Annotated in this window: 21 protein-coding genes; 7 read left to right on the forward strand and 14 right to left on the reverse strand. The window is 71.4% G+C overall.

The annotated features are described in order from the left end of the window. Window positions 1-26: 26 nt before the first annotated feature. The 7 genes from VGN18_RS18785 to VGN18_RS18815 form a co-directional block, all read right to left on the reverse strand. Window positions 27-731, reverse strand: a complete 705-nt coding sequence (locus VGN18_RS18785) for a hypothetical protein (RefSeq protein WP_327541254.1) — start codon at window positions 729-731, stop codon at window positions 27-29. Next, entirely contained in the window at window positions 731-1,420 is a 690-nt protein-coding gene (locus VGN18_RS18790; RefSeq protein ID WP_327541255.1) for a hypothetical protein, read from the reverse strand. Before VGN18_RS18790 ends, VGN18_RS18785 begins: the two co-directional genes overlap by 1 nt. After that, window positions 1,417-2,493, reverse strand: coding sequence for a type IV pilus assembly protein PilM (pilM, locus tag VGN18_RS18795; RefSeq protein ID WP_327541256.1), 1,077 nt, complete (start codon window positions 2,491-2,493; stop codon window positions 1,417-1,419). Before pilM ends, VGN18_RS18790 begins: the two co-directional genes overlap by 4 nt. A gap of 191 nt (window positions 2,494-2,684) precedes the next feature. Next, a complete protein-coding gene (locus VGN18_RS18800; protein ID WP_327541257.1) occupies window positions 2,685-3,173 on the reverse strand; it encodes a prepilin-type N-terminal cleavage/methylation domain-containing protein in 489 nt (162 codons plus the stop codon). Between the two features lie 132 nt (window positions 3,174-3,305). Continuing rightward, a complete protein-coding gene (locus tag VGN18_RS18805; protein ID WP_327541258.1) occupies window positions 3,306-4,562 on the reverse strand; it encodes a type II secretion system F family protein in 1,257 nt (418 codons plus the stop codon). Further along, window positions 4,559-5,695, reverse strand: coding sequence for a type IV pilus twitching motility protein PilT (locus tag VGN18_RS18810; protein ID WP_327541259.1), 1,137 nt, complete (start codon window positions 5,693-5,695; stop codon window positions 4,559-4,561). Before VGN18_RS18810 ends, VGN18_RS18805 begins: the two co-directional genes overlap by 4 nt. A gap of 24 nt (window positions 5,696-5,719) precedes the next feature. Continuing rightward, entirely contained in the window at window positions 5,720-7,390 is a 1,671-nt protein-coding gene (locus VGN18_RS18815; protein WP_414655074.1) for a GspE/PulE family protein, read from the reverse strand. 621 nt (window positions 7,391-8,011) lie between these two features. On the opposite strand from VGN18_RS18815, the gene VGN18_RS18820 reads away from it, so the two are divergent. After that, on the forward strand, window positions 8,012-9,235 hold the full coding sequence (locus tag VGN18_RS18820; RefSeq protein WP_327541261.1) for an FUSC family protein: 1,224 nt from the start codon (window positions 8,012-8,014) through the stop codon (window positions 9,233-9,235). Window positions 9,236-9,237: 2 nt separating this feature from the next. Here VGN18_RS18820 and VGN18_RS18825 read toward each other — a convergent pair whose 3' ends face one another. Continuing rightward, window positions 9,238-10,554 carry a threonine/serine ThrE exporter family protein gene (locus tag VGN18_RS18825; protein WP_327541262.1) on the reverse strand — a complete coding sequence of 439 codons (1,317 nt, stop codon included), beginning with the start codon at window positions 10,552-10,554 and terminating at the stop codon, window positions 9,238-9,240. 151 nt (window positions 10,555-10,705) lie between these two features. On the opposite strand from VGN18_RS18825, the gene VGN18_RS18830 reads away from it, so the two are divergent. Continuing rightward, on the forward strand, window positions 10,706-12,148 hold the full coding sequence (locus tag VGN18_RS18830; protein WP_327541263.1) for an MFS transporter: 1,443 nt from the start codon (window positions 10,706-10,708) through the stop codon (window positions 12,146-12,148). Window positions 12,149-12,177: 29 nt separating this feature from the next. Here the strand turns inward: VGN18_RS18830 and VGN18_RS18835 are convergent, their stop codons facing one another. Genes VGN18_RS18835 through VGN18_RS18855 form a run of 5 tightly spaced genes read right to left on the reverse strand, consistent with a single transcriptional unit; the run spans window position 12,178 to window position 18,319 of the window. Continuing rightward, window positions 12,178-14,109 (reverse strand): HlyD family efflux transporter periplasmic adaptor subunit, encoded by a 1,932-nt coding sequence (locus tag VGN18_RS18835; RefSeq protein ID WP_327541264.1) that lies wholly within the window; start codon window positions 14,107-14,109, stop codon window positions 12,178-12,180. Further along, window positions 14,109-14,999: a DUF5666 domain-containing protein gene (locus tag VGN18_RS18840; RefSeq protein WP_327541265.1), complete on the reverse strand. Its 891-nt coding sequence runs from the start codon at window positions 14,997-14,999 to the stop codon at window positions 14,109-14,111. Before VGN18_RS18840 ends, VGN18_RS18835 begins: the two co-directional genes overlap by 1 nt. A gap of 55 nt (window positions 15,000-15,054) precedes the next feature. Then, on the reverse strand, window positions 15,055-16,290 hold the full coding sequence (locus VGN18_RS18845; RefSeq protein WP_327541266.1) for an ABC transporter permease: 1,236 nt from the start codon (window positions 16,288-16,290) through the stop codon (window positions 15,055-15,057). After that, window positions 16,287-16,979: an ABC transporter ATP-binding protein gene (locus tag VGN18_RS18850; RefSeq protein WP_327541267.1), complete on the reverse strand. Its 693-nt coding sequence runs from the start codon at window positions 16,977-16,979 to the stop codon at window positions 16,287-16,289. The genes VGN18_RS18845 and VGN18_RS18850 overlap by 4 nt, the downstream gene beginning before the upstream one ends. After that, on the reverse strand, window positions 16,979-18,319 hold the full coding sequence (locus VGN18_RS18855) for an efflux RND transporter periplasmic adaptor subunit (RefSeq protein WP_327541268.1): 1,341 nt from the start codon (window positions 18,317-18,319) through the stop codon (window positions 16,979-16,981). Before VGN18_RS18855 ends, VGN18_RS18850 begins: the two co-directional genes overlap by 1 nt. A 160-nt stretch (window positions 18,320-18,479) precedes the next feature. Between VGN18_RS18855 and VGN18_RS18860 the strand changes: the two genes are divergently transcribed. From VGN18_RS18860 to VGN18_RS18870, 3 genes are read left to right on the forward strand one after another with little or no spacing between them, the layout of a single operon-like run. Next, window positions 18,480-20,195, forward strand: coding sequence for a response regulator (locus tag VGN18_RS18860; RefSeq protein WP_327541269.1), 1,716 nt, complete (start codon window positions 18,480-18,482; stop codon window positions 20,193-20,195). Between the two features lie 57 nt (window positions 20,196-20,252). After that, on the forward strand, window positions 20,253-21,557 hold the full coding sequence (locus tag VGN18_RS18865) for a glycoside hydrolase family 15 protein (protein ID WP_327541270.1): 1,305 nt from the start codon (window positions 20,253-20,255) through the stop codon (window positions 21,555-21,557). 37 nt (window positions 21,558-21,594) lie between these two features. Next, on the forward strand, window positions 21,595-21,813 hold the full coding sequence (locus VGN18_RS18870; protein ID WP_327541271.1) for a hypothetical protein: 219 nt from the start codon (window positions 21,595-21,597) through the stop codon (window positions 21,811-21,813). Between the two features lie 9 nt (window positions 21,814-21,822). Here VGN18_RS18870 and VGN18_RS18875 read toward each other — a convergent pair whose 3' ends face one another. Beyond that, window positions 21,823-23,643, reverse strand: coding sequence for a sigma-54-dependent Fis family transcriptional regulator (locus VGN18_RS18875; protein WP_327541272.1), 1,821 nt, complete (start codon window positions 23,641-23,643; stop codon window positions 21,823-21,825). Window positions 23,644-23,849: 206 nt separating this feature from the next. Between VGN18_RS18875 and VGN18_RS18880 the strand changes: the two genes are divergently transcribed. Together VGN18_RS18880 and VGN18_RS18885 are read left to right on the forward strand one after the other, a co-directional pair. Continuing rightward, window positions 23,850-24,110: a hypothetical protein gene (locus VGN18_RS18880; protein ID WP_327541273.1), complete on the forward strand. Its 261-nt coding sequence runs from the start codon at window positions 23,850-23,852 to the stop codon at window positions 24,108-24,110. 151 nt (window positions 24,111-24,261) lie between these two features. Then, the coding region (locus VGN18_RS18885) for a hypothetical protein (RefSeq protein ID WP_327541274.1) at window positions 24,262-25,674 on the forward strand (1,413 nt) is incomplete at its 3' end.

Raw genomic sequence — 25,674 nt, forward strand, 5'->3', positions numbered from 1 at the left:
GCCTGCGGATGGTGGACATGATCAGGTCAGTGGCCGAGGTCGCCGGCGAGCAACTTGTCCAGCTGGGCGATCTGCTGCGGTGACTGCGGGGCCGAGAAGACGGACAGCTGAACGGTGGCCGTGACGTGATCGCCCTGAGCCGAGGTCAGCTGGGTGCTGTTCACGAGGGCGCGGCGCGGCCCTTGGTACTGCACGTTCTTCAGGAACGTGAGCGTGTCGGTGAACGTCCCGTCGGTCTTGAGCGTGATGTCGGCCATCTGCAGCGCGCCGGCCGCGGGCGCCGCCGCGGCGGCAGGAGAGGCGGCCCCGGTTCCGGTCCCGGTCCCCGGCGACCCGTCGGTCGGCGCCGCCGCGGGCGCGGCCGCAGGGCCGGCGACGGGCGCGACCCCGCCGATCGTGACGTTCTGGAGCGTCACGTGCGCGTCGGTGGCCTGGGCCGTCACCTGGCGGGTGAAGGCCGGCAACCCGTTGTCGCCGGCGTTGGGCAGCGATTCGAGCGCGTCGCGGAGCTCGGTGGTGTACGTCGAGAGCTGAGCGCTCTTCACCTTCAGGGTGTGCACCTTGTGCTCGAGCACGGCGTTCTGGGTCTCGGTGGCCGCGGCGGCGCTCCGCGAGCTGTCGGCGGCATCGAGTTCCGGGCTGATCACGAGGAACCAGCTCGCGGCGGCGATGATCGCGGCCGCGACGCCGGCTCCACCCAGCCAGACGCGACGATCGGTGGGCAGCGCCATCACTTGGCTCCCTTGCTCGACGCGTCGTAGCGGTGCGTGTACAGCTGGTCGGTGATCGCGAAGGTCAGGCCGAACACGGTCTGGCCGCCTTGGGCGTTGTTCGTGCCGGGCAGCACGTTGACGACGCCGGTGATGCGGGACAGCCGGTCGACGAAGTCGGGCAGGTCGTCGAGCGTGCGGCCCTGGCCCGTCACCGTGACCATGCCGACGATCGTGTGGCCGCTCGCATCGGTGGTCGACACCGATTGCGTGCTGCCGGGCTTCGTGACCGAGATCGACACCGACTGCAGGGTCATGTGCTGGGGCAGGCTGCCGGCGATGGACGCATTCAGGCCGGCGATGTCCACATCGGTGGCCATGACGCTGCCGACCTGGCCCTTGATCGACGAGACCGCGCTCTCGATGCGGGTGATCCCGCCGTACTTGTTCGCGGCGTGCTGCAGTTGCGTCGTCTGCGCCGAGGCCGCGTCCAGGTCGTCCGCCGCGGAGGAGCTCTGCTGGGCCGCGTACACGTAGCCCAGCGCGCAGAACAGTACGACGAAGGCGAGGGCGATGAGGATGTAACGCCGCAGCTTGCGCAGGCGCCGGGTCAGGATCAGCTCGGGCGGGGTCAGGTCGGCAACGATGCCCCAGCCGGGCATCGACGACCAGATGTTCAGCCCGGTCTCGGGCAGCGCGACGGCGGTCATGCTGCCGCTCCCATCGCGAGCCCGACCGACACCGCGCTGGGGAGGTACCGCGCCTCGGTCGCTTCCTTGGTGTGCCGGTTGCGCACGTGCTGCAGCGGGTCGACCACCCGCGCCCCGAGACCGATCTGGTCGCCGAGGGCAGCGGCGATGCCGCGGAGGCCGGAACCGCCACCGGTCAGCGAGATGCGCTCGATGATCGGGTTGTCGTTGGTCGAGCGGAAGTACCCGATCGAGGTCCGGATCTCGGCGACGAGCGGTCGCAGCCCCTGCAACAGGGCCTGCCTGACCTCGGCGTGGTCGCCGTCGAGCCCGACCTCGCGCTTGGTCTGCTCGGCCTCGGGCACACTCAGGCTCATCCGGTCGGCGATCTGCTCGGTGAGCTCGTTGCCGCCGCGCGCGACCGTCCGGACCAGCTTCGGCACGCCGTGGTCGTGGATGACGATGGTGGTGAGGTGCGCCCCGATGTCGACGACGGCCTCGACGGCCAGGTTCTCGTCGCCGATGGAACGCAGCGAGCCGAAGGCGGCGAGGTCGACCCGCGCGACCTGCAGGCCGGCCCGCTCGACCACGTTGACCGCGGCGACGACCGGGTCGCGTGGCGTGGCCAGCAGCAGGCCGCGGACCATGTCGGTCTCGGGGTCGGGCTGACCGAGCTGGCAGAAGTCCAGGATCACCTGGTCGATCGGCAGGGCGACGATGTCCTTGGCCTGGTAGGGCAGGGCCTTCGCGCGACGCTCCGGGGTCAGGTTCGGGATCGTCAGGTCGCGCACCAGCACCTGCTGGTTGGCGATGCCCAGGATCACGTTGCGGCAGGCGAACTTCTCCTCGGCCCAGAGCTGCTTCAGCGCCGCGGTGAGCGTCGCCGGTTCCTGCACGACGCCGTTGACGACGACGCCGGGTGGGAGCGCCATCTCACCGACGCCGTGGATGGTCACTGACGGCCGGCCGTCCATCGTGCCGGGGGCGAGGATCGCCGCGCGCACGGCGTTGGCGCCGATGTCGAGGCCGATCGCGTGGCCGTCGGTGTTGACCACGCCGACGTGGCCGATGCCTATCTGGCGATGCTTGGTCATGGCTTGCTCCTGGGGCGTGGGACTCAGGCCCGCGCCTTGAGGCGCGAGTGGCGCGGTGCTGTGGGGGTTCAGGAGCTCTCACCGCTCGCCGGGCTCCGAGGGGGAGCCCGGCGAGCAGTGGCAGCGCCTGTCCGGCGCGAGCCGACGGCGGGACGGACCCAGGACAAGCCCGCCCGACCGTCAGGTGGGCGTCAGCAGGCCGCGGTGTACCCGGACGGCGTCGCCGCGGCGGGGGACTTCTTGACGACCGAGCCGCCGACGGCGCTGGAGTAGCAGTAGTAGCTGCCGCCCGCGGTGCCGTCGACGTTGCCGCCGCTGTTCGTGCCGTAGATGATGTACGCGGTCTGGTCGGTCGAGCTCTTCGGGAAGTAGGTCAGCGTCGTGCCCGCGCTGGTGTTGATGCGCTGGTTGGGGCACGGTGTGGCCGCACCACCGGTGAACGTCACGGTAGCCGGGTAGGCGTTCGTGTCGGAGTTGCACTGCTCGAGCGTCGAGATGGCGCCACGCAGGTCGGACTGGGTGGACTTGTCGGCCGCACCCTTCTTGTAGTTCAGGTACAGCGGGATGGCGATCGCGATCAGGATGCCGATGATCACGACGACCACGAGCAGCTCGATGAGGGTGAAGCCGCGGTCACCGTTGTCGCGCTCCTCGCGGAGCTGGGCCAGGCGGTTGAGCATGGGGAGCCTCCTTGGCTCGTCGGGGCTCGGCGAGGAGTTGCCGATGTTTTGTCCCTTGTCCAGTCGATCGGCACGTGATCGACCATCTTGAGCAATTTGACGAGGGAATCGACAGTTTTCGGCGCGGCTGAGTCAGTTGGACTGGATGTGCTGGTAAATGGAGAACATCGGTAGATAGAGGCAAATGACCATCGAGCCGATCACGGCGCCGAGCAGCACGACGAGCAGCGGCTCCATGGCCGCGGTGAGCGACTCGGTGGCCGTCTCGACCTCTTTGTCGTAGTAGTCCGCGACCTTGTCGAGCATCTCGGTCATCTGGCCGGTCTCTTCCCCGACCTCCATCATCTGGGTGACCATGGACGGGAAGAGGGGATGCTTCTCCAGGGCACTCGACATCTGGCCGCCCATGCGGACGGTGTCGCGCACGTCGTCCATGGCCTCGGTGATGACGGCGTTGCCCGACGTGCCGCCCACGATGTCGAGGGCCTGGATGATCGGCACGCCGACCGCGAGCAGGGTGCCGAGGTTGCGGGCCCAGCGGCTGATCGCCAGCTTGGTGAACAGGTTGCCGAACACCGGGAGCCGGAGCTTGAGCCGGTCGACGGCGAGCCGGAACGCCGGCTTGGTCTGCAGGGCCTTGCGGTAGACCTTCATCGCGACCAGCAGGCCGCCGATGCCTAACGGGAGCAGCCAGGCCATGTTGTGCGACAGGGTGACCATGATCTGCGTGGGCAGCGGCAGGTTTCCGCCGAGCTGGGCGAACATCTTCTCGAAGATCGGGACGATGAAGAGAATCACGCCGGTGCCCAGCAGCAGCGAGAACAGCAGCACGATGACCGGATAGGTCATCGCCGACTTGATCTTCGCTCGTAGGTTCGCGTCGGCTTCGTACATCTTGGCGATGCGGGCCAGCGCGTCGTCGAGGAATCCACCGGCCTCGCCGGCTTTGATCATGTTCACCATCAGCGGCGGGAAGTGGTCCGGGTGCCCGGCCATCGACGTTGACAGCGTGCCACCGCCCTGGACGTCGGAACGGACCCGAGCGATCGCTTCCTTCAGCTTCGGCTTCTCGGTCTGCTCTTCCAGGATGCCCAGGGAGCGCAGCAGCGTCAGCCCGGACGACGTCATCGAGGCGAACTGGCGGGCGAAGACGGCGAGGTCGCGCAGCGACGTGCGCTTGGAGAACCCGGGGAGCTGCAACTCCTTGTTGAGCCCGGTGCCGAGGCCTGAGATCTCGAGCGGCACGAGGCGCTGGTTCGCCAGCGACTTGGCCGCGGTGTCGGCCGAGTCGGATTCGATCTTGCCCTTCACGAGCGCGCCGGTGTGATCGACCGCCTCGTAGGAGTAGGTGTTGGAGCCCGCCTTCGGCTTGGTCCTCGTCTTGGTCATGCCAGCCTCGCCAATCGCTTGAACTCGTTGGGGTCGTGGGCCAGCTCGAGCGCGACGCTCTTGCTGACCAGCTGCTCGTTGAAGCGGAGCGCGAGATGCTGATCGAAGCTGATCATCCCCAGGTCCGCCGACGACTGGAGGAAGGTCGGGATCTGGTGCACCTTGCCCTCGCGGATGAGGTTGCGGATCGCGGCCGTCGCCACCATGACCTCGCAGACGATGGTCCGGCCGCGGCCGTCCCGGGTCGGGGCCAGCGCCTGGGTCACCACGCCCTGCAGGCAGTTCGACAGCTGGGCCCTGATCTGCTGCTGCTGGTGGGCCGGGAAGATGTCGATCAGCCGGTCGATCGTCTGGGCCGCCGACTGCGTGTGGAGGGTGGCCAGCACGAGGTGCCCGGTCTCGGCCGCCGTGATGGCCGTGGCGGTCGTCTCCAGGTCGCGGAGCTCGCCGACCAGGATGATGTCGGGGTCCTGCCGCAGCACGTGCTTGAGCGCGGTCGGGAAGTCGTCGGTGTCGACTCCGATCTCACGCTGGTTGACGACGCAGCGGCCGTGCGTGTGCAGGTACTCGATCGGGTCCTCGATCGTCATGATGTGCGACTCGCGGGTCTTGTTCGCGACGTCGAGCAGGCTGGCGAGAGTGGTCGACTTGCCCGAGCCGGTCGGGCCGGTCACCAGGACGAGCCCGCGCGGCAGGTGCGCGAAGCGCTCGATGTCCGGCGGCAGCCCCAGCTCGGCCAGGCTGCGGATCGTGTGCGGGATCGTGCGCAGCACGGCCCCGATCGAGCCACGCTGCACGAACACGTTGACGCGGAAGCGGCTCACGTTGGGCAGCGCGTAGGAGGTGTCCAGCTCGTGCGCGCTCTCGACCCGGGCCCACTGCTCCTCGGTCAGGATCGCCCGGATCAGCGCCTGGACGTCGGTCGGGACGAGGATGCGGTGACCCTCGATCGGACGCAGCGCGCCGTGGACGCGGATGCACGGCGCGATGCCGGCGGTCAGGTGCAGGTCGGATCCGCCCCGGGCCACGGTCTCCCGCAGCAGGGCGTCGATGACCTCCTTGGGGTCGCCGCTGATGGCGGGTGCGGTCGGCGGGCGGGGGAAGGACGGGTCGAGCAGGGGAGCGGCAGTCATGGCAATCTCGCAATCGAAGGTGGGTCAGACGGTCACGCGGAGGATTTCTTCGACGGTCGTGAGGCCGTTGGCGGCCTTGCGCAGGCCGTCGTGACGAAGGGTGACCATTCCCTCGCTCACCGCGATCCGGTGGATGTCGGTGGAGGACGCGTGCTCGACGGCCATTCGCTCGATCTGCTCGCTGACCGGCATGACCTCGTTGACGGCGAGCCGGCCGCGGTAGCCGGTGTGGCCGCACGAGCGGCAGCCGACCGGGCGCCACAGCTTCTCGGGGGCCTTGACCTGCTCCAGCGGCCAGCGCATCGTGGCGAGCTCGGCGTCCGTCGGGGCGTACGCCTCCTTGCACCACTCGCACAACCGGCGCGAGAGACGCTGGGCGAGGACGCAGTCGAGTGACGAGCCGACGAGGAACGGTTCGATGCCCATCTCGATGAGTCGGGTGACGGCCGACGGGGCGTCGTTGGTGTGCAGGGTCGAGAGCACGAGGTGGCCGGTGAGCGCGGCTTCGACGGCGAGCTGGGCGGTGACGCGGTCGCGGATCTCGCCGATGAGCACGACGTCGGGGTCCGAGCGCAGGATCGCCGGCAGCACGGCGGCGAAGGTCAGGCCGGCCTTGTGGTTGACCTGCACCTGGTTGACGCCGGGCAGCCGGTACTCGACCGGGTCCTCGACGGTGATGATGTTGATCTCGGGCTTGCTGATCTCGGCCAGGGTGGCGTAGAGCGTCGTCGACTTGCCCGAGCCGGTGGGTCCGGTGACCAGCACCATGCCGTGGGGTTTGGTGAACGACGTCGAGAAGCGCCGGTAGGTGTCGTCGGCGAAGCCGAGCTTCTTGAGCTCGAGATCGATGCCGCCGGTGTCGAGCACGCGCAGCACGATCTTCTCGCCCCACACGGTCGGCAGGGTGGCCAGCCGGAGATCGACCTTGTGGTGGTCGAGCCGGACCGTGATCCGTCCGTTCTGGGGGACGCGCTTCTCGGTGATGTCGATGCTCGCCATGATCTTCAGCCGGGAGAGCAGGGCGGACTGCACGGCAGTGGGCACGCGGTCCACCTCGTGCAGCACGCCGTCGATGCGGAACCGGATGCGGAGATCGGACTCGGTCGGTTCCAGGTGCAGGTCGGACGCCCGGTTCTGGATCGCCTGCTCGATCAGCGAATTCACGTAGCGCACGATCGGGGCGTCCGCGTCGTCCATCTCGACCGAGGACATGTCCCCGGCCTGCTCCGGCTTGAGTGACGCCGCGACGTCGGTCAGGTCGCTCTGCGAGCGCTTCAACCGGTCGATCAGCACCCGGAGCTCGCTGCGGGCGGCCACGACCGGGACGACGGGCATCCCGGTGGCGGCCCGGACGTCGTCCAGGGCGACGATGTCGGCCGGGTCGGACACCGCGACCAGCAGCGCATCGCCCTTGAACGCGATGCCCAGCACGCGGTGCCGGACGACGAGGGACAGCGGGATGCGGGCGGCGGCCGCCGGGACGATGGGATAGCCGACGAGGTCGACACTGTTCAGGCCATGGGCATCGGCCGACGCCTCGGTCAGCTCGATCTCGGTGATGATCTGGTCGTTGATCAGGATGTCGCGGATGGAGCGCCCGGTCCGTTCCGCCTCTTCGGCGGCCTCGTTGATGGCGTGGGCGTCCACCCCGCGTTCCTGCAGAGCATCGAGCAACGGTCGGTACGTTGCGTGCATCGCCAGCTCCCGATCTCGCCCCTATGGGGCAAACCATGAGGACTTGGGTCCCTATCACGTCATCGGGTGAGATCGGGTCAACTTGAGCCTTTGTCCGCGGACCCCGTCCAAAGCGTGGATATCGGTGTGCAGGCGACGAATCGGCGTGCCCTGTGGTGGGCGGGGCGGTCGAGGCTCATGGGCTCCCCGGAGGCGGTGAACTCATGAGCCTCGACTCGCTCGCTCCGTCGGCCCCGAGGGGCGCCGACGAAGTGCGCGCCTCGTGATGCCAGGCGGCCGGGCCGGCCACCTGATCCGGGCACGCGCACCGGGCTCGCGACCCCACGTCACGAGTCCGGCATCAAGTGGTGATGCGCTCGTTTGTGCAGCAAGTATGCGTTGAGGAGTAAATGGTGACACCTGGTCATCGGCGGCAATACGGGCGGCATTAGCCAATATCTGCATTTCGGCCGATGCATCCGCTCCGGGCCTGGTTGGTGCATCCGCACCGTCGGTGGAGCCGGTCAGCGGGCGTCGGCCAGGCGATCCTCAGCGGCCTCGAAGCACAGCGCGATGGGTACGGTTCTCGACGTGGGCGGACGATTCGGGGCCACCGGATGGATCAGGGGCCGACTCCGACGCGTGCGCGAGCGTGGACCCGAGAGCCTGGGACGCGCGGCCCGGCTGACCACGGCCGCGGTGGCGTCCTACCTCGCGGCCGTCGCGCTGGTCGCCGACCATCGGCCGGTCACCGCGCCGCTGACCGCGCTGCTCATCGTGCAGGTGACGCTGGTCGGCACCTTCACCGACACGGTGCGCCGCATCCTCAGCGTCGTGGCGGGCGTCGGGGTGGCCGTCGTCATCTCCTCGTTCGTCGGTTTCTCGTGGTGGAGCCTGGGCGCGATCGTCGGGGTCGCGATCCTGCTCGGGCAGGCCCTCAACCTCGGGCCGCACCTGCTCGAGGTGCCGATCAGCGCGATGCTGATCCTCGCCGCGGGCGGGTCGAACGTGCTGGCCAAGGACCGCATCGCCGAGACCCTGGTCGGCGCGGCCGTCGGGCTGTTCATCAACCTCGTGGTGCCGCCGAGCACCCGCACGGCGAGCGCGGGTGCGGCGATCGAGTCGTTCTCCGACTCCGTCGCCGACCTGCTCGCCCGCGCGTCCGCGCGGCTGGGTGAGGGAGCGGTGCCCCGCGACGAGGCGCGGTCGTGGCTCGCCGAACTGCGCACGCTGTCGCAGTCGACCCGCCCGGTCGACCTGGCGCTCACCGAGGCCCACCGCAGCCGCCGGCTCAACCCGCGGGCCGTCGGCACCTCCGATCCGGTGCCGGACCTGCGCAGCGGACTGGACGCGCTCGAGCACTGCGCCGTGGCGCTGCGGGCCGTGTTCCGCTCGATCGCCGACGCGGCGGGACCACCCGACGGCGACGGCCCCGACGAGGTGCTCACCGGTTCGGAGCTGCGGCACGCGCTGGCCACCCTGTTCGGCGATCTCGGCCGGGCGATCGCGGGCTTCGGTGACCTGGCTCGCACGTACGCGCACACCGCCGGGGACCCGGAGACGGCCGAGCTCGGGGCGGCCCTCGACACGGTGCGTCGCGACCGGGCCCGGCTGAACGAGTTGCTGATGGTCAATGCGCTTGACGACCGGGATCGTTGGCCGGTGCACGGTTCACTGCTCTCCGGCATCGACCGGGTGCTGGCCGAACTGGATGTCGACGACCACGCCCGCGAGCGTGAGGTGCGGCGACAGGAGGCCGCAGCGCGGCGGCGGCGCGGGTCCTACGCGGCCGAGCGCTTGCGGTCGTCGACCCGGCGGGCGGTGGGCAATCCGCCGATCGCGCCGCGCCGCCGGCGTCCCGACTGAGGTCAGCGTCGGCGGCGTAGGGCCCGCACGGTCGGCGGGCCGACGAGACGCGGGCCGGCGAGCTTGCGCTCGCGCTTGCGCCCTTCGAGGGCGACCGGCTGGGCGACGTACTGGCCGAGGATGACGCCGGCGCTCAGCGCGATCGCGGTGGCCGCGGCGGTGAACATCGCGAGCAGGCCGCCGCTGCCCCCGCCGACCCCGAACAGCGCCAGGCCGCGGTAGATCGACAGCCCGGGCAGCAGCGGCACGATCGCGGCGGTGACCAGCACCAGGGCGGGCACCCGGATGCGGGCCGCCGCGTAGTGGCTGAGCACGCCGATCAGCACGGCCGCCACGCCGGAGGCCCAGGCCACGCCGACCTGGTGCTGGACGCCGACCCGGAACAGCGCGGCACCGGCGGCCGCCACGACGGCGATCGGCAGCAGGGCGCGGTAGTGGACGTAGGAGGAGAACGCGTAGGCCGCCGCCGCGACGGCGCTGCCGAGCGCCATCAGCGGGACGGCGGCGAGGTGGATCGCGCCCGGGTCGAGGGTGCCGAGCCCGATGCCCAGCACGCGGGCGAAGGTGAGACCGCCGCTCACCCCGGCGATCGCCCCGGCGGTCGCGATGATCGCCTCGAGGATGCGGGCGTTCGCGGTGAGCGGGAAGCCGGTGAGCGCGTCCTGGATCGCGCCGAGGAAGCTCACCCCGGCCAGCAGCAGCACGATGCTCGCGGTGATCACCCGGCTGGGGGCGACGGCCACGCCGAGCGAGGCGACGGTGGCGGCCAGCATCGTGGCGAAGAAGCCGCCGGCCATCTGCTGGTAGAACGCCGGCCAGCGGCTCCGCGTCATCCCGCGCTGGATCAGGTCGATGCAGGAGGCGGCGACGAACGCGATGAGCACCACGACCCAGTTGCCGCCCAGCACGACGCCGACGCCGGCCCCCATCACCCCGAGTCCGAAGGTGACCGACCAGCGGGGCCGGGCGTGGCCGGAGGAGACGATGCGGTTGAGGCGGGTCGCCGCGTCGTCCCGGCCGACCGTTCCCGCGACCAGGTCGCGGACGAGATGGTCGACGAGGGTGAGGTCCTCGTAGTCGACCTGGCGCTGCCGCACCTGGCGCAGCTGGATGAGCGCGGGCTCGTCCGGCTGCGACTGGTGGCTCATGGCCAGCTCGGTGAAGGTGACGTCGGCACTGTGCCCACGCAGGCCGCAGGCCCGGGCGACGTTGTCCATCTGCGCGCTCACGTCGGCGGCGCCGGCCCCAGAGGACAGCAGCAGCTCGCCGATCCGCAGGGCGAGGTCGAGGGTCTTGTAGACGTCGGTCGGGGCAGTCATCGCGCGCCCGAGCATGGGCGGTACGCCGGCACGCCCGACGGGCGGCCGTCGAAAAGGTAGCCCTCACCACTCCGCGGTAGAGCACAGCGGGTTCCCAGGGAACGTTGTCCTCCGGCTCGAAATCCGAACCGAACCGAGGAGGACCCGACCCATGGCAGTACTGACCCCGCGCGAACGTCCGAGACGATGGACGCGTGACGACGTCGTCGTCACCGACCAGTCGGTGGTGCGCCGCGCTGTCGGAGCTGCGGCGATCGGCAATATCACCGAGTGGTTCGACTTCGGGGTGTACGCCTACTTCGAGCCGACCATCAAGAAGGTCTTCTTCTCGGGGCTGAGCGACACGCTCGGCACCATCGCCACGTTCGCCCTGTTCGCCGTCGCGTTCCTCGTCCGTCCCTTCGGGGGGATGTTCTTCGGCCCGCTGGCCGACCGCATCGGCCGCAACAAGGTGCTCGCCACGACGATGCTGCTCATGGCGCTCGGCACCTTCGCCATCGGCTGCATCCCGAGCCAAGCGGCGATCGGCGTGGGGGCACCGATCCTGCTGCTGATCGCCCGCCTGATCCAGGGCTTCTCGACCGGCGGTGAGTACGGCAACGCGATGACGTTCATCGCCGAGTACGCGCCCGACCGGCGCCGCGGCTTCGCCGGCAGCTGGCTCGAGTTCGGCACGTTCACCGGCTACCTGCTCGGCGCGATCGTCGTGACCGTCGCTGACGCCGCCCTCAGCGAGCAGCAGCTGCTCTCCTGGGGCTGGCGCATCCCGTTCCTGGTGGCGCTGCCGCTGGGCATCATCGGCGTCTACCTGCGCACCCGGCTGGCCGAGACGCCGGCGTTCGCGGCCCTCGAGAAGGAGTCCGAGCAGCGCGAGCAGGCCAACCGCACCGGCACCGAGGCCCGCACCCTGCTGCGCCTGTGGCCGTTCGTGCTCGTCTGCTCCGGCCTGGTCGTCGTCTGGAACGTCACCAACTACATGCTGACGTCCTACATGCCGACCTACATGAGCGACACCGTCCCGCACGCGACCGGAGGCGGCGTCTCGACCACCACCTCGCAGTGGCTGCAGATCGTGGTCATGGTCGTGGCCCTGCTCAGCATCCCGTTCATCGGCAAGCTCTCCGACCGCGTCGGCCGCAAGCCGGTCATCTGGGGCGGCGTCATCTCGCTCATCGTGCTGGCCTTCCCGATGATCCTCTTGATCCGGGCGCAGAACCCGGTGTCGGTCTTCTTCGGACTGCTGATCATGGGTCTCGTGCTGATCACGTTCAGCGCCAGCCTGCCCTCGACGCTGCCCTCGCTGTTCCCGACCGAGGTCCGCGGCGCCGGTCTGTCGGTGGCGTTCAACGTCTCGGTCTCGCTGTTCGCCGGCACGACGTCGTTCGTCGTCGGCTCGCTCGTCAGCGCGACCGGCGACCTCAACTGGCCGGCGTACTACCTGATCGGCGCCGGCGTCATCGGCGCCGTGTCGGCCTGGTTCCTGCACGAGCCGAACGGACGCCGCATGTGGGGCTCGCCGCCCGCCGCCGGGTCCGAGCGCGAGGCCGAGGCGCTGGTGCGGGAGCCGGAACCGGCCCTCACGCCCGCGGGCTGAACCTCGACCGCCGACCGGCCGGGCCGCCGTCAGCCGCCCGTCCTGCTGCCGCCGAACCGGCCGCCGCCGGTGAGCCCGCCGCCGGTGAGTCCCCCCGCCCCGCCGACCCGGTTGACCAGCCGCTGGTTGATCGAGGTCGTGGGCACCGGCGCGCTCACCGTGGCCAGCACCACCTGCTGCCCGGCCCGCAGGCCGCTCAGCACCTGCGTCCGGTCGCTCCCGGTCACCCCGACCGTGACGCGGGTCGTGGTGACCGTGCCGCCCTGGTACTGCTCGACGGTGGTCAGGTTGCCGAGGTGCTGCACGGCTGAGGTGGGCACGGTCAGCGCGTTCACCGCCGAGCCGACGGCCAGGGCCACGCTCGCGCCCGCGCCGTCGTAGAAGCGCTGGTCGGTCGGGTCGAGGAGCACCGTCACCGGATAGGTCGAGGTCGAGCCGCTCGTGCCGGAGGTGTTGAGCAGGCCGACGTAGGAAACCCGTCCGGTGAGCTGCTGCAACACCCCGGCCACGGCGACGCTCGCCGGGGTGCCGACCTTCACCCGGTCTATGTCGCCGATGCCGACGGTCGTCGACACCGCCTTCTGGCCGCTGCCGAGGATGGTGACCGTTGCGCTGCTGGATCCGGCCGACACGCTCTGCCCGGCGGCGAAGCCGATCGCGGCGACCCGGCCGCTGATGGGCGCGGTCAGGGTGGCGAGCGCGGCGTCCTGGCGGGCGACGGTCACCTGCGCGTCGGCGGCGTCGATCGCCTTCTGGTCGGCGGCCAGCGAGGCTGCGGTGATCACGGCACCGACGCGAGCCCCGCCCGTGCCACCCGTGCCGCCGGTGCCACCCGTGCCGCCGGTGCCGCCGGATCGGCTCGCGCCGCCCGACGAGCCGCGCGACGGGGCGGTGGCCGGGTGGCTCGGCGTGCCGCCGGGGAGGGTCGAACCGCCGCCTGCACCGCCGCTGCCGCCACCGGTCGACGAGCCGACCGCACGCAGCAGCGCCGTGACGGCACGGTCGAGGGCTGCCTCGTCGGTGGTGAGCGAGCCGAGCGCGGACAGCACCGCGGCCTGGGCGCTCTGCACGTCGTCGATCGCGGCCTGGCACGCGGCGAGATCGCTCGACGGAGCGCCGGCGGAGGGGCTCGACGAGGGCGAAGGGGCGGCCGAGGTCGACGGCGCCGGGGCACTCGTCGGGGCGGTGCTCGTCGACGTCGGCGCGGAGGCAGCTGGAGCGGAGGTCGCCGGTGCAGGGGCGGTCGCACCGAGGATCGCCGCGCAGGCCTGGCGCTCGGCGGCGACCGAGCGGTCGGCCGCCGCGACGTCGGCGTCGAGGTCGGCGGCGTGCTGGTCGCGCAGCACCGCAGCCTGGGCCCGGCGGACCGCGCTCACGGCCGCAGCCAGCGACGGCGCCGAGCCTCCCCCGGAGGTGCGGGTCGGCGTCGGGGTCGGTGTCGCCGCCGTCGTCGTGGAGGGCGAGGCCGTCCTGGTCGCCCTGGCCGTGCTGCTCGTGCTGCTCGTGCTGCTCGTGCTGCTCGTGGTGCCCGTGGTGCTCGCGCTGGTCGTGCCGGCAGCGGCGAGCTGCGCCGCCTCGTCGGAGGCCAGTGTCTGCTGGTCGGCGGCGACGCTCGCCTCGGCCGTCTGGACGGCCTGGTCGAGGCTGCTGCGCTGCAGCGTGGCGAGGGTCTGACCCGAGTGCACCACGCTGCCGACGCGCACGGGCACGGTCGCGACGGTCCCGGCCACGGCGAACGCGGGACTGGCCTGGTCGACGGTGCGGATCGTGCCGGTCGTGGTGACCGTCTGCCGCACGGTCGCGGTCGTGACGCTGGCGAGGCGGTAGGTCGTGCCGCCCCCGCGGGTCATCGCCCAGGCGACGCCGCCGGCGCCGGCGAGCACGACGGCGGTGACACCGGTGACGGTGGCACGCCGCCGGCGGCGCGCCCGCGCGCGCCGCCGGGTGCGGGCGTCGACCATCAGCGTCCGCCGGGGCCGAAGCCGGTGGTGCACTGACCGTCGGTCTCCGGGCTGAGGCTGATCCGGGTCGCGGTCACCGCGCCGGTCGAGTTGGCCGGCCCGAACGCCTGCGCGCAGAGGCCCACCTTCACGGCGGCCCGCGTCGCGCTGACCGTGTGGCTGAAGACGGTCGCGCTCGTCGTGGTGACCGTGCTCGACGTCGGCGCCGCCGAGGCGCCGGCGGCTCCGCGAGCGGTGACGGCGACGGTGATCGTCTCGCCCGCGACGGCGGTGACCTTGCCCGCGACCACCGCACCGAAGCGGCCGAACCCGCCGTCGGCGCCGCCCGAGGGGAAGCCCGACGGCCGCGCGCCGCTGGGGAAGGACCGGGCTCCGGACGGCCGCCCCCCCCCGCCTCGCCCGAACCCGCCGGTGCAGCTCCCGCTCACGGGGTCGCTGATCGTCACGTCGGCCGCGGCGAGGGTGCTCGGGGTCACCCGCCGCGCGCCGGCCGACGCGACCGCCGCCGGGGCGGACGAGGCCCCGGCGGCGGTGGGGACGGCGGCCGAGGCAACGACGCACTCGCCGACCTTGACCGCGGCGGCGGTGGTGGTCGCCCGTTCGGTGTAGGTCGTCTTCGCCGACAGCGTGACCGCCGTCTGCGCCGTCGTGCTCTGCACCTGCAGCGTGTTGCCGGCGACCTCGGCGATGAGCCCGGACGCCGCGGCGCCGCCGCGTCCGCCGAAGCCGCCGAACCCGCCGCCGCCTCGCGGGGCGGATGCGGCGGCGCTGCTCGACGCCGGCGCGGCGGCCGTGCCGGAACTGCACGCGGCGGTCACGGTGACGGCGGCGAGCGCCAGCAGCGTCGTGGCCGAGGCCCGGCGGCGGCGGGTGATCGGACGTGTGGTCATGAAGGGGTCCTGTCTCGAAAGAGGTCGGTCTCGAATGCGGTCGGTGTCGAAGGGATCAGTCGCTGCGGAGCGCGTCGATGGGGGCGAGGCGCGAGGCGCGGCCGGCCGGATAGACCCCGAAGACGATGCCGATGGCCACGGCGACGACGAGCGCGCCGACGACCGCGGACGGCGAGATGGTGATGGCGTCGGAGATGAAGTGCGGCAGGACGATCGCGCCGAGGATGCCGAGGCCGGCGCCGCCGAGTCCACCGACCAGGCCGAGTACGGAGGCCTCGACCAGGAACTGGCGCCGGATGACGCGCGGGGTCGCTCCGAGCGCCTTGCGCAGACCGATCTCGCGGGTCCGCTCGGTGACCGACACCAGCATGATGTTCATGACGCCGATGCCGCCGACCAGGAGCGAGAGCGCCGCGATGCCGCCGAGCAGGACGGTGAGGGTGCGGCTGACCGTGCTCGCGGTCGACAGCAGCGAATCCTGCGCGGTGATCGAGAAGTCGGCGTTCGCGGGCAGGGTGATGCGGTGCCGGGCGTCGAGCAGCGCGGCCGCCTCCTGGTAGGCCGCCGAGATGGTCGACCCCGAGGTGGCCGCGAGGTAGATCGTCGACACGCTGTCGGTCGACGACGCCGACGACAGCCGGGCGGTCAACGTCGACATCGGCACGACGGCCTCGTCGTCGAGATTGCTCGAGCTGTTCGAGCCGGCCGAGGCGAGCACGCCGACGACCTGGAACGGGATCGCGTTGATGGTGACGCTCTGGCCGACGGCGTCGGCCCGGCCGAACAGCTCGCTCGCCGTCGTCGGGCCGAGCACGGTCACCGCGGCGGCCGTGGCGTTGTCGGCGTCGGCCAGGAAGCGACCCGACGCGAGGGTCCGGGCCCGCACCTTCGCCCACGACGCCGTGGTGCCGACGATCGAGGTCGTCCAGGTGGTCGCGCCATTGGTCAGCACGTCGGACGTCGTCTTGGTCGGGGCGACGGCGGCGATGTCCGGGGCGGCGACCTTCGACTGCAGCGCGCTCGCGTCCTCGAGGGTGAGGGTGCTGGCCGAGCCGAGCCCGCCGCGCACGCCGGTCCCGGCCGTCGTCGAGCTGCCGGGCGAGACGATGAGCAGGTTGCTGCCCAGCGCGGCGATCTGCGACTTGACGGTGCTCGACGCGCCCTCGCCCAGACCGACGGACAGCACGACGGTCGCGATGCCGATCAGGATGCCGAGCACCGTCAGGCCCGAGCGCAGCCGGTGCGTCCGGACCGCCTGCAGACCGGTGCGGACCGTCTCCAGCCAGTTCATGCGGCACGCTCGGCGTCGTCGACGATCGCGCCGTCCCGCAGTCGGATGACGCGCTGCGCGCGGGCGGCCACCTCGGACTCGTGGGTGATGAGCACGACGGTGCGCCCGGCCCGGTGCAACTCGTCGAACAGGTCGAGGATGTCGTCGGTCGCGACCGAGTCGAGGTTGCCGGTCGGTTCATCGGCCAGGATCAGCGACGGATCGCCCACGAGCGCGCGGGCCACCGCGACCCGTTGCTGCTGGCCGCCCGACAGCTCGCCGGGCCGGTGCGCCGCCCGGTCGGCGAGCCCCACCCGGGCCAGCGCGCGCGCCGCGTACTCGCGCCGCAGCTCGCGGGGGACGCCGGCGTAGAGCAGCGGCAGCTCGACGTTGCGGCTCGCGGTCAGCTCGGGCAGCAGGTTGAACTGCTGGAACACGAAGCCGACCCGACGGTTGCGCGCGTCGGCCAGCTCCTCCTCGTCCATGGTCATGACGTCCTCGCCGGAGAGCAGGAAGGTGCCCTCGGTCGGCACGTCGAGGCAGCCGAGGATGTGCATGAGGGTCGACTTCCCCGAGCCGGACGGGCCCATGATCGCGACGAACTCGCCCTCGTCGATGCGCAACGTGACCCCACGCAGCGCCGTGACCTCGAGCGAGCCGCTGCGGTAGGTCTTGCTCACCTCGAGCAGCTCGATCACCGGTTCGGACATCAGTTACCCCCGCCCGTGCCGCCGCCGCCGAAGCCGCCACCGCCCGTGCCGCCACCGCCGAAGCCGCCACCGCCGCCGCCGAAGCCGCCACCGCCGAAACCGCCCCCGCCGCCGAAACCGCCCCCGGTACGCCCACCCGTGCCGGTGCGCGTCGTCCCGGTGCCGGTCGTGCGGGCCGGCACCGTGACCACGACCTGATCGCCGGCCTTGAGGCCGTGCGTGATCTGCACCTCGCCACCGGCGGACGTCCCCACGGTGACCGGCGTACTCACCTGGGACGACCCGGTCTGGACGAGCACGGTTGTCGCCGTCCCGTTGCGGTGCAGAGCGAGTGTCGGCACGGTGAGCACGTTCGCCAGCTGGCGGTAGATGATCGACAGGGTCGCCGCGGCGCCGCTGTGCAGGCCGGTCGGGCTGCCGGTGACCTTCACGACGACCGGGTACGCGGTGGTCGTCGACGACGACGACGGCAGGACCCCCACCGAACTGACCGTGCCGAACACGGTCGCCGTCGCGCCGTCGACGGCGAGCTGCACCTGGTCGCCGACCGCGACCTCGCCGAGCTGGGTGGCGTCGACGGTGGCGTCGACGAGCCAGGAGCTCGTGCCGATGACCTCGATCTGGCTCGATGAGGCGCTGCTGGTCGACGCGTTCGCCGACGAACCCCCGCCGCCGGAACCGGCGCCGCCCGAGCCGGAGTTGCCGCCGCTGCCCGAGTTGCCCCCACTGCCGGACGCGGAACCGCCGGATGAGCCCGAGAGCTGCTGGCCCGCCGTGAGGTTCACCGCCGCGACCACGCCGGCGATCGGCGAGAACATCGTCGATCCGGCCAGGGCGGTGCGGGCCGAGGCGACCTGGTTCTGCGCCGCCGTCACGGTGGCCTCGTCGGCGGCGAGCTGCGTCGAGGTCGTCGTTGTCGTCGCCTCGTCGCTGGCGACCCGCGCCTGGTCGCCGGCCAACTGCGCCTCGGCTTGGGCGAGGGAGGCCTTGAGTGACGCCGAGTCGATGGTCGCGAGCAACTGCCTGGCCGTGACCTGCTGGCCGAGATGAACCTGCACCGAGGTGACCCGCCCGCCCGACGCGAAGTCCAGGTCCGCCAGCTGGGCCGGCGCCAGGGCGCCGGTCGTCGACACCGATTCGCTCAGCGGACCGGCGCTGACGGTGACCAGCCGGGTGGTCACCGTCGCGCCCGTGGCCGGGCTCGACGACGAACCGCGCACCCACCAGACGCTCGCCGCGACGACCGCCACGACGATGACGGCGGCCGCGACGGTCCGGGTGGGGTGTGTCCGGGATCGGTGACCGAAGCGTGCGAGCACGCCGGTCGGCGCCGTTGTCATGGTCGGAAGGTTCGCGGCAAAGGGTGAGAGACCGGGCAGCGCCCGTCCTGAACCTGCTGTGAACGCGGGTCGGAAGACCAAAGCCTCTGACGCCGGGAGGGCGCTGTCCACGATTCTGCAGAGGGCCGGCGGAAGGCTCAGGATTCGGACGAGGGTGACGATGTCAGCGGGTGTGCGCAGCCGGTTGGCCCGGGTGACCGGGTGGGTCTGGAATCTCGACACCGACGAGATCCGGCTGTCGGGTGACCCGAGCCGGAGCCTGGGCGGTGACACCGCGCCGCGGACGATGGCCGAGCTGCTCGACCGCGCCGACACCCGCGACCGGCCCCAGCTCGACGAGCTCATCCGGCAGACCCGCTGGACCCGGGAACCGTTCGAACTGACCCTGCGCCTCGGCGCGGCCGGCGACTCGCAGGTCGTCGAGCTGCGAGCCAGCCTGGCCCCGGGGTCGACGGACACCGGCGCCGTCATGGTCGGGACGATCACCGATCGCCAGCAGCTCACCGACCAGGCCCTGCTCATCAACGACACCCTGGTGCAGCGTCTGTCGGTCGCCTCGATGGCGCTGAACAGCGGTGACCTGCGGGCCACCGGGCAGGCTCTCGGCCAGACGCTCGTCGCCGCGCGCGAGCTGATGACCAACCTCGTCGAGGTCGGCGGCCCGATCCCGCCCAGCCTCGAGGAGCACCGCGGGGTCGTGCCCGCCGCCTCGACCGCCGCCGCCCCGGCGCCCGTCCCGGGTGGGCCCGTGCGCGCTGTCATCGCCGACGACACCGCGGAGATCCGTCTCGGCATGCGCTCGCTGCTGAATTCCAGCTCCGACATCTCCGTCGTCGGCGAGGCCGCCGACGGCATGGAGGCCGTCGCGACCGTCGTCGAGCTCGCACCCGATCTCGTGCTGCTCGACCTGTCCATGCCGGTGATGGACGGCCTCGAGGCCCTGGCCGAGATCCGGCGCTCGGCTCCGGACACCAAGGTGGTGGTGCTGTCCGGCTACGGCCGCCAGCAGGCCGCGACCCAGGCGTTGCAGGGTGGCGCGGTCGCCTACATCGAGAAGGGCGGCTCGACCCGCGGGCTGCTGGAGATCCTGCACGCGCAGTTCCCCGACCGCATCCACCTGGGCCCGCACGGCCGGGCCGCGGCCGAGGCGCCGGAGCTGCCGGCCGGACTGCCGGTGGCGCCCGAGATGCCGGTGGCCGACACCGACCTGCTGAACGTCGCGATCCACGAGATGCGGATGCCGCTCGTTGCCCTGTCGGCGGCGGTCGTGATGCTCGCCGAGCGCGGCGATACGCTCGACTCCGAGACCCGCCGCGAGCTGGTCGAATCGGCCCGGCAGCACGCCCGGCGGCTGACCCACGTGGTCACCACCCTGAGCGACGCCCACGTGATCGGCATGCAGGACCTCGGCCAGGTCACCGAGATCGTCCCGGTGGCCGACCTGGTGCGCACCACCGTCGACGAGTCCGCGTTCCTGACCGGTCGCCACCCCGTCTCGGTGATCACCGAACCCGAGGCCGCGGCCTCGCTGGTGGCCGCCGATTCACGCCGCATCCGGCAGGCGATCGAGGCGCTGGTGTCCAACGCGGCCCGGTACAGCGACAGCGCGGCGTCGATCGAGATCACGCTGTCCTGCGACATCGCCGCCGTCGAGATCGCCGTGCGTGACCACGGGCCCGGCATCCCCGTCTGGCGCGCGCCCGAGCTGTTCGGCAAGTTCTCCCGCCTCGACACCGACTCCGGCCCCGGGCTCGGCCTGTTCCTCACCCGCAAGATCGCCCGGGCCTACGGCGGCGACGTGCGTCTGGACGCGACCGGGCCCGAGGGCAGCACCCTCGTGCTGCGACTCCCGCGGCTGATCGGCGCGAACGTCTGAACCACCGGTGCGCTCCGCCCGTCCGTAGGGAATGCTGACCGCGAGAGGGGCGTGATCATGGCGGACTACGGAACGGTTCGGACGTCGGCGCAGCAGGCCGACCTCGGCACCATCGCGGGCTACCTCTACCGCCTGATGCTGCGCAACTTGGCCAGCGACGGATTCGTCTTCACCGACCCGGCCGACCCGAATCGTTTCTCGGCCCCGGGCTGCGTGATCGCCTCACCGTCCTACGAGCGCGATCTCGCCTCGATCCGGCAGAACTACGTCTTCAACTGGACGCGCGACGCGGCGGTCGTCGCGCTCGAGATCGCCGCCGCCCACGACCCGGTGATCGACGGCGGATCCGGCCCGCTCGACGACTACGTGACCTTCGCGGCGACCTGCCAGCGAGGCACGCCGACCCTCGGCCGGGCCTGCTACACGATCGAGGGGGAGCCGCGGGCCTGGACCGACCAGTACGACGGGCCGGCGATCCAGAGCATCGCGCTGGCCGCGGCCTTCGACCAGCTCGGCCCGGACGCCCAGGTGCTCGCCCGCGCGGTGATCGAGCGCAACCTCGCGTTCGTCGTCGACAACTGGAGCGCGCCGAGCCACAACCTCTGGGAGGAGACGCGCGGCCAGTCGTTCTTCGCCCGCTCGGTGCAGCTGCGCTGCCTCACCGAGTTGCGCGCCAACACGCTCGGCGCCGCCGTGCCCGCTGCGGTCGACGCGGCGATCGCCGGGCTGACCGAGGCGCTCGACGGGCACTGGAACGGGGTGCACTACGTGTCGGTGCTCGAGCCGGAGAGCCCCCGCGCCGGCTACGACCCGAACATCGACATCGTCATGGCGGCGGTCTACGGGGCCGTCCCGGTCACCGATCCGCGCCTGCTCGCCACTGCGGCGCAGCTGCGGGCACAGTGGACCGATCCGGTCTCGCCGGTGGCATATCCGATCAATGCCACCGACGGCGCGCTCGGCCTCGGGCCGATGCTCGGGCGTTACCCCGGCGACGTCTACGACGGCGACGACAACACCTCCGGCACCAGCCATCCGTGGGCGCTGTGCACGGCGAACTTCGCCGAGCTGCAGTACCGCCTCGCGAGCGCGATCGAGGCCGACGGCACCGTCCCGATCGCCGACGTCTCCCGCCCGTTCTTCGCCGCGCTCGGCATCGACGACACGATGCCGCCCAGGGACGCGGCGGCGCGGCTGCGCCTGTCGGGTGACCGCATGCTGCGCGCAGTGATCCACCACGGCGACCACCTCGAGCTCAGCGAGCAGTTCGACGGCACCACGGGCTACGAGAAGAGCGTGCGCAACCTGTCGTGGAGCTACGCCGCGTTCCTGTCGGCGGCCCGGGCCCGCGTCTCAAACTGAGACCCACCCCGCCCCGGGCAGGCTCGATAGTGGGCCCGTGTCGAAGGTGACGATCGCCCTGCTCGCGTTGGCGGCCGTGGTGTCGCTCGGCCACTGGCTGTCCATGCTGGCGGCGACGCACGTCGACATGCACCTGCTGCCCACCCACTCGCGCCGGCACGTGCAGTGGATGCTGGTGAACTCGTGGTCCATCCAGCTCGGCTGCGCCGCCGTCGCTCTGGCGGCCGTCGCCGGCGAGCTCGCCTCGTCGCTCTGACCGTCCCGCTCAGCCCGACGCGACGATCCCGTACTCGTGGATCTTGCGGTAGATGGTCGCCCGCGAGACGCCGAGCGCCCGCGCCGCGGTGGCCTTGTTGCCCCCGGCATCGGCGAGGCTGCGCACGATGGCGTCGCGTTCCATGGCCTCGAGCGGGTTGAGCACCCGGCGGCTGATCGTCTGCACCTCGGGCGGGAGATCCTGCGGCTGGATCGCGCCGGAGCGCCGGTGCTGCACGACCTGGTGCAGCAGGAGCTGCAGCTGCGCGACGTTGCCCGGCCAGGCGGCGCGCATCAGCACCCGCATCGTGTCGGGCGAGCAGGTGATCTTGCCGCCGTGACCGAGCTTGGCCAGGAAGAACGCGGTGAGGGCGGGGAGGTCCTCCATGCGCAGCCGCAGCGGCGGCAGCTCGACGGTGCGCGGGAACAGCCGCAGCACCGGCTCGAACTCGCCCCGCGGGGGAGCGGAGGTGAGCGTGACGGCCACCCACGGCGCCGGGGCACGATCCGGTCGGCGCACCTCCTGCAGCAGCAGCGAGAGCTCGCGCGCGTTCGCGGCGTCGAGGGTGTGGATGTGGCGGATCACCACGCTGTCGGACGACGCCAGCGCCTCGCGCACGACGTCGAGCCAGCGCAGGTTCTCCGCCGCGTGGCCGGCGTCGAGCACGGTGAACCGGGTCGCGGGCTGGCGCCGGAGCTGGACCGCTCGCAGCACCGCGAGCTTGCCCACGCCGGGCTCGCCCTCGACGGCCAGCCACTCGTTGCCGCGGTAGGCGCCCTCGACGTCCTGGCAGGCGTGCAGCCACGAGGCGGCATCGCCGACCAGGCCGGGCAGCGCCATCGCGTTCGGCGAGCTCGACCGCACCACGCCGGAACTCGGTGCGGCGGCGCCCAGCTTCACGTGCACGACGAGCCCGGCCGAGGTGTCGCCGCTGCCCACCTGCTCGCAGTACATCCGGGCCGCGGTGCCGGTCGGCAGGGTGACCGCGAGCGAGCGGTGCTTGCCCGGCGCGAGATCCTCGGCGGTGTGCCCGGCGTAGGCGAGCAGGGCCGACTGCTCGCCCGGCTGGAGCAGTGAGCGGGCCTGGTCGTTGAGCATCACCGCGTCGTTGGTGAGCGCGAACACGATGCCCGACATGCGCCGGCAGGTGCGCCGGTAGGCCTGGAAGACCTGCAGCTCCTGCATGCCGGCGTCGGCCAGGAGCGCCTGGCCGATCTGCTCGGCCGCGCTCTGCGCAACGGTCAGCAGCAGCGACTCGGCGTCCTTGCGCCAGCAGGTGAGGTCGACCGCGCCGACCGTGCGTCCCGAGATCGGGTCCTGGATCGGCACCCCGGCGCAGGCCAGGGTCTCGAGGTGCTCGGCGTAGTGCTCGTGGCCGAAGACCTCGGTCGGGCGACCGGCTTCGAGCGCGGTGCCGATGCCGTTGGTGCCGACGAACTCCTCGGCGTAGCTGAACCCGGGGGCGAGCTTGACGCGGTCGAGGTAGCGCTCGAGGTCGTGATCGCCGGTGCGCCGGCTCAGCACCAGCCCGGACGGGTCGGTGAGGATGATGCTGACCGGCTGGCCCTTGAGCTGCTCGCCCAGACGGCGGAGCACCGGCTCGGCACTGCGGGTCAGGCGGGTGTCGCTGTCGGGATCGCGCAGGTAGGGCAGCTCGATGCGGTCGGGGGCCACCTTCAGCTCGCGGGAGCGCTGCCACGACGCGAGGATCGTCGCCCGCACCCGCTCGGTCGCGGCGTCCTCCTCGGTCAGGAAGTGCTCGCGGGTGATCGCGACACCGTCGGCGTCGGGACGGGTGTCCGCAACGTTCGACGGTGCGCTTCGTGGCATCCGGTTCCCCCAGGGTCCGTACGTCCGTTGCAGCAGCGCCCGGCCCGCGGGCACGGCAAGACCGAGCGGCGCGCCTGTCCTGGCGGTGGCGCTGGTCACACCCTATGCCGTGCGGCGCGGACCGCAGTCTCATATTGAGACGCCAGAAGCGGACGGAACGTCTATACCCGGCAGCAGGGGAAGTGCGAGCCGCCGCTGGAGGCGCCATGCCCGACATCGACATCACGGTCGAGACCTACAACCCGTGGACGATCGTCAACCTCGTCTTCGGCCACCTCGTGGAGCAGGGACTGCACCCCGTGCTCGGCGAGTCGGGCGACCCGGGCGGGCCGGCCCACGAGCTGCTGCGCGCGCTCGGCGTGCACCCGCTGGCCGAGGGCAACCGCCAGGTGAAACGCGACGTGCACGCCCACCTGGCCCAGATCCGGGCCGCGATGTTCGACGACCCGAATGAGCTCGGTCCCTGATCGGCAGCGTCTCGTTATGAGACCGCGGACGGGCGTGACTCGCGCTGTGATGAGGACCCGGCCCACCCGGACCGGCCACCGACCTACGTCGCCGCGACATGCGAGCAGCGACCGCGTCCCATCCGACTCAACCGATCGAAGGAGCGTGGCAATGAGTCGACAGAGTGTGGCGAAAGCCCACGAGAAGATCCAGGAGCTGGCCTGGGAGCCGCTCTACCACGAGCCGGTCTCTCAGTACGGCACGGACTACACCTTCGCGAAGGCGCAGAAGAAGGACCCGCTCAAGCAGGTCCTCCGCAGCTACTTCCCGATGCAGGAGGAGAAGGACCACCGCGTCTACGGCGCGTCCGACGGCGCGATCCGCGGCAACATGTTCCGGCAGGTGCAGGAGCGGTGGCTGGAGTGGCAGAAGCTGTTCCTGTCGATCATCCCGCTGCCCGAGATCTCGGCCGCCCGGGCGATGCCGCTGCTGTTCAACACGGTGCCGAACCCCGAGCTGCACAACGGTCAGGCGATCCAGATGATCGACGAGGTGCGGCACTCGACGATCCAGCAGAACCTCAAGCGCCTGTACATGAACAACTACATCGATCCGGCCGGCTTCAACTCGAGCCTGCGTAACTTCCAGAACGACTACTGCGGCACGATCGGCCGGCAGTTCGCCGAGGGCTTCATCACCGGTGACGCCATCACCGCGGCGAGCATCTACCTCACGATCGTGGCCGAGACGGCGTTCACGAACACCCTGTTCGTGGCCATGCCGGCCGAGGCGGCGGCGAACGGCGACTACCTGCTGCCGACGGTCTTCCACTCGGTGCAGTCCGACGAGTCCCGGCACATCTCCAACGGCTACGCGACGCTGCTGATGGCGCTCGCCGACGAGAGCAACCACCAGCTTCTGGAGCGCGACCTGCGCTACGCCTGGTGGAACAACCACCGCGTGGTGGACGCCGCCATCGGCACGTTCATCGAGTACGGCACCAAGGACCGGCGCAAGGACCGCGAGTCCTACGCCGAGATGTGGCGGCGGTGGATCTACGACGACTACTACCGCAGCTACCTGGTGCCGCTGGAGAAGTACGGCCTGGTCATCCCGCACGACCTCATCGAGGAAGCGTGGAACCAGATCTGGAACAAGGGTTACGTGCACGAGGTCGCGCAGTTCTTCGCCACCGGCTGGCTGGCCAACTACTGGCGGATCGACCCGATGACCGACAAAGACTTCGAGTGGTTCGAGTACAAGTACCCCGGCTGGTACGACCGGTACGGCAAGTGGTGGGAGAACTACAACCGGCTGTCCCGGCCGAACGGGCACCACCCGATCGTCGCCGAGGACGTCGACTACCAGTACCCGCACCGCTGCTGGACCTGCATGGTCCCCTGCCTGGTTCGCGAGGACATGGTCGTCGACCAGGTCGACGGCCAGTGGCGCACCTACTGCCACGAGGAGTGCCGGTGGACCGACGCGGTCGCGTTCCGGCCGACCTACCAGGGCCGGGCCACCCCGAACATGGGCCAGCTCATCGGGCATCGCGAGTGGGAGACGCTCTACCACGGCTGGAAC

The organism is Jatrophihabitans sp., from assembly GCF_036000465.1.
Lineage (GTDB): Bacteria > Actinomycetota > Actinomycetes > Mycobacteriales > Jatrophihabitantaceae > Jatrophihabitans.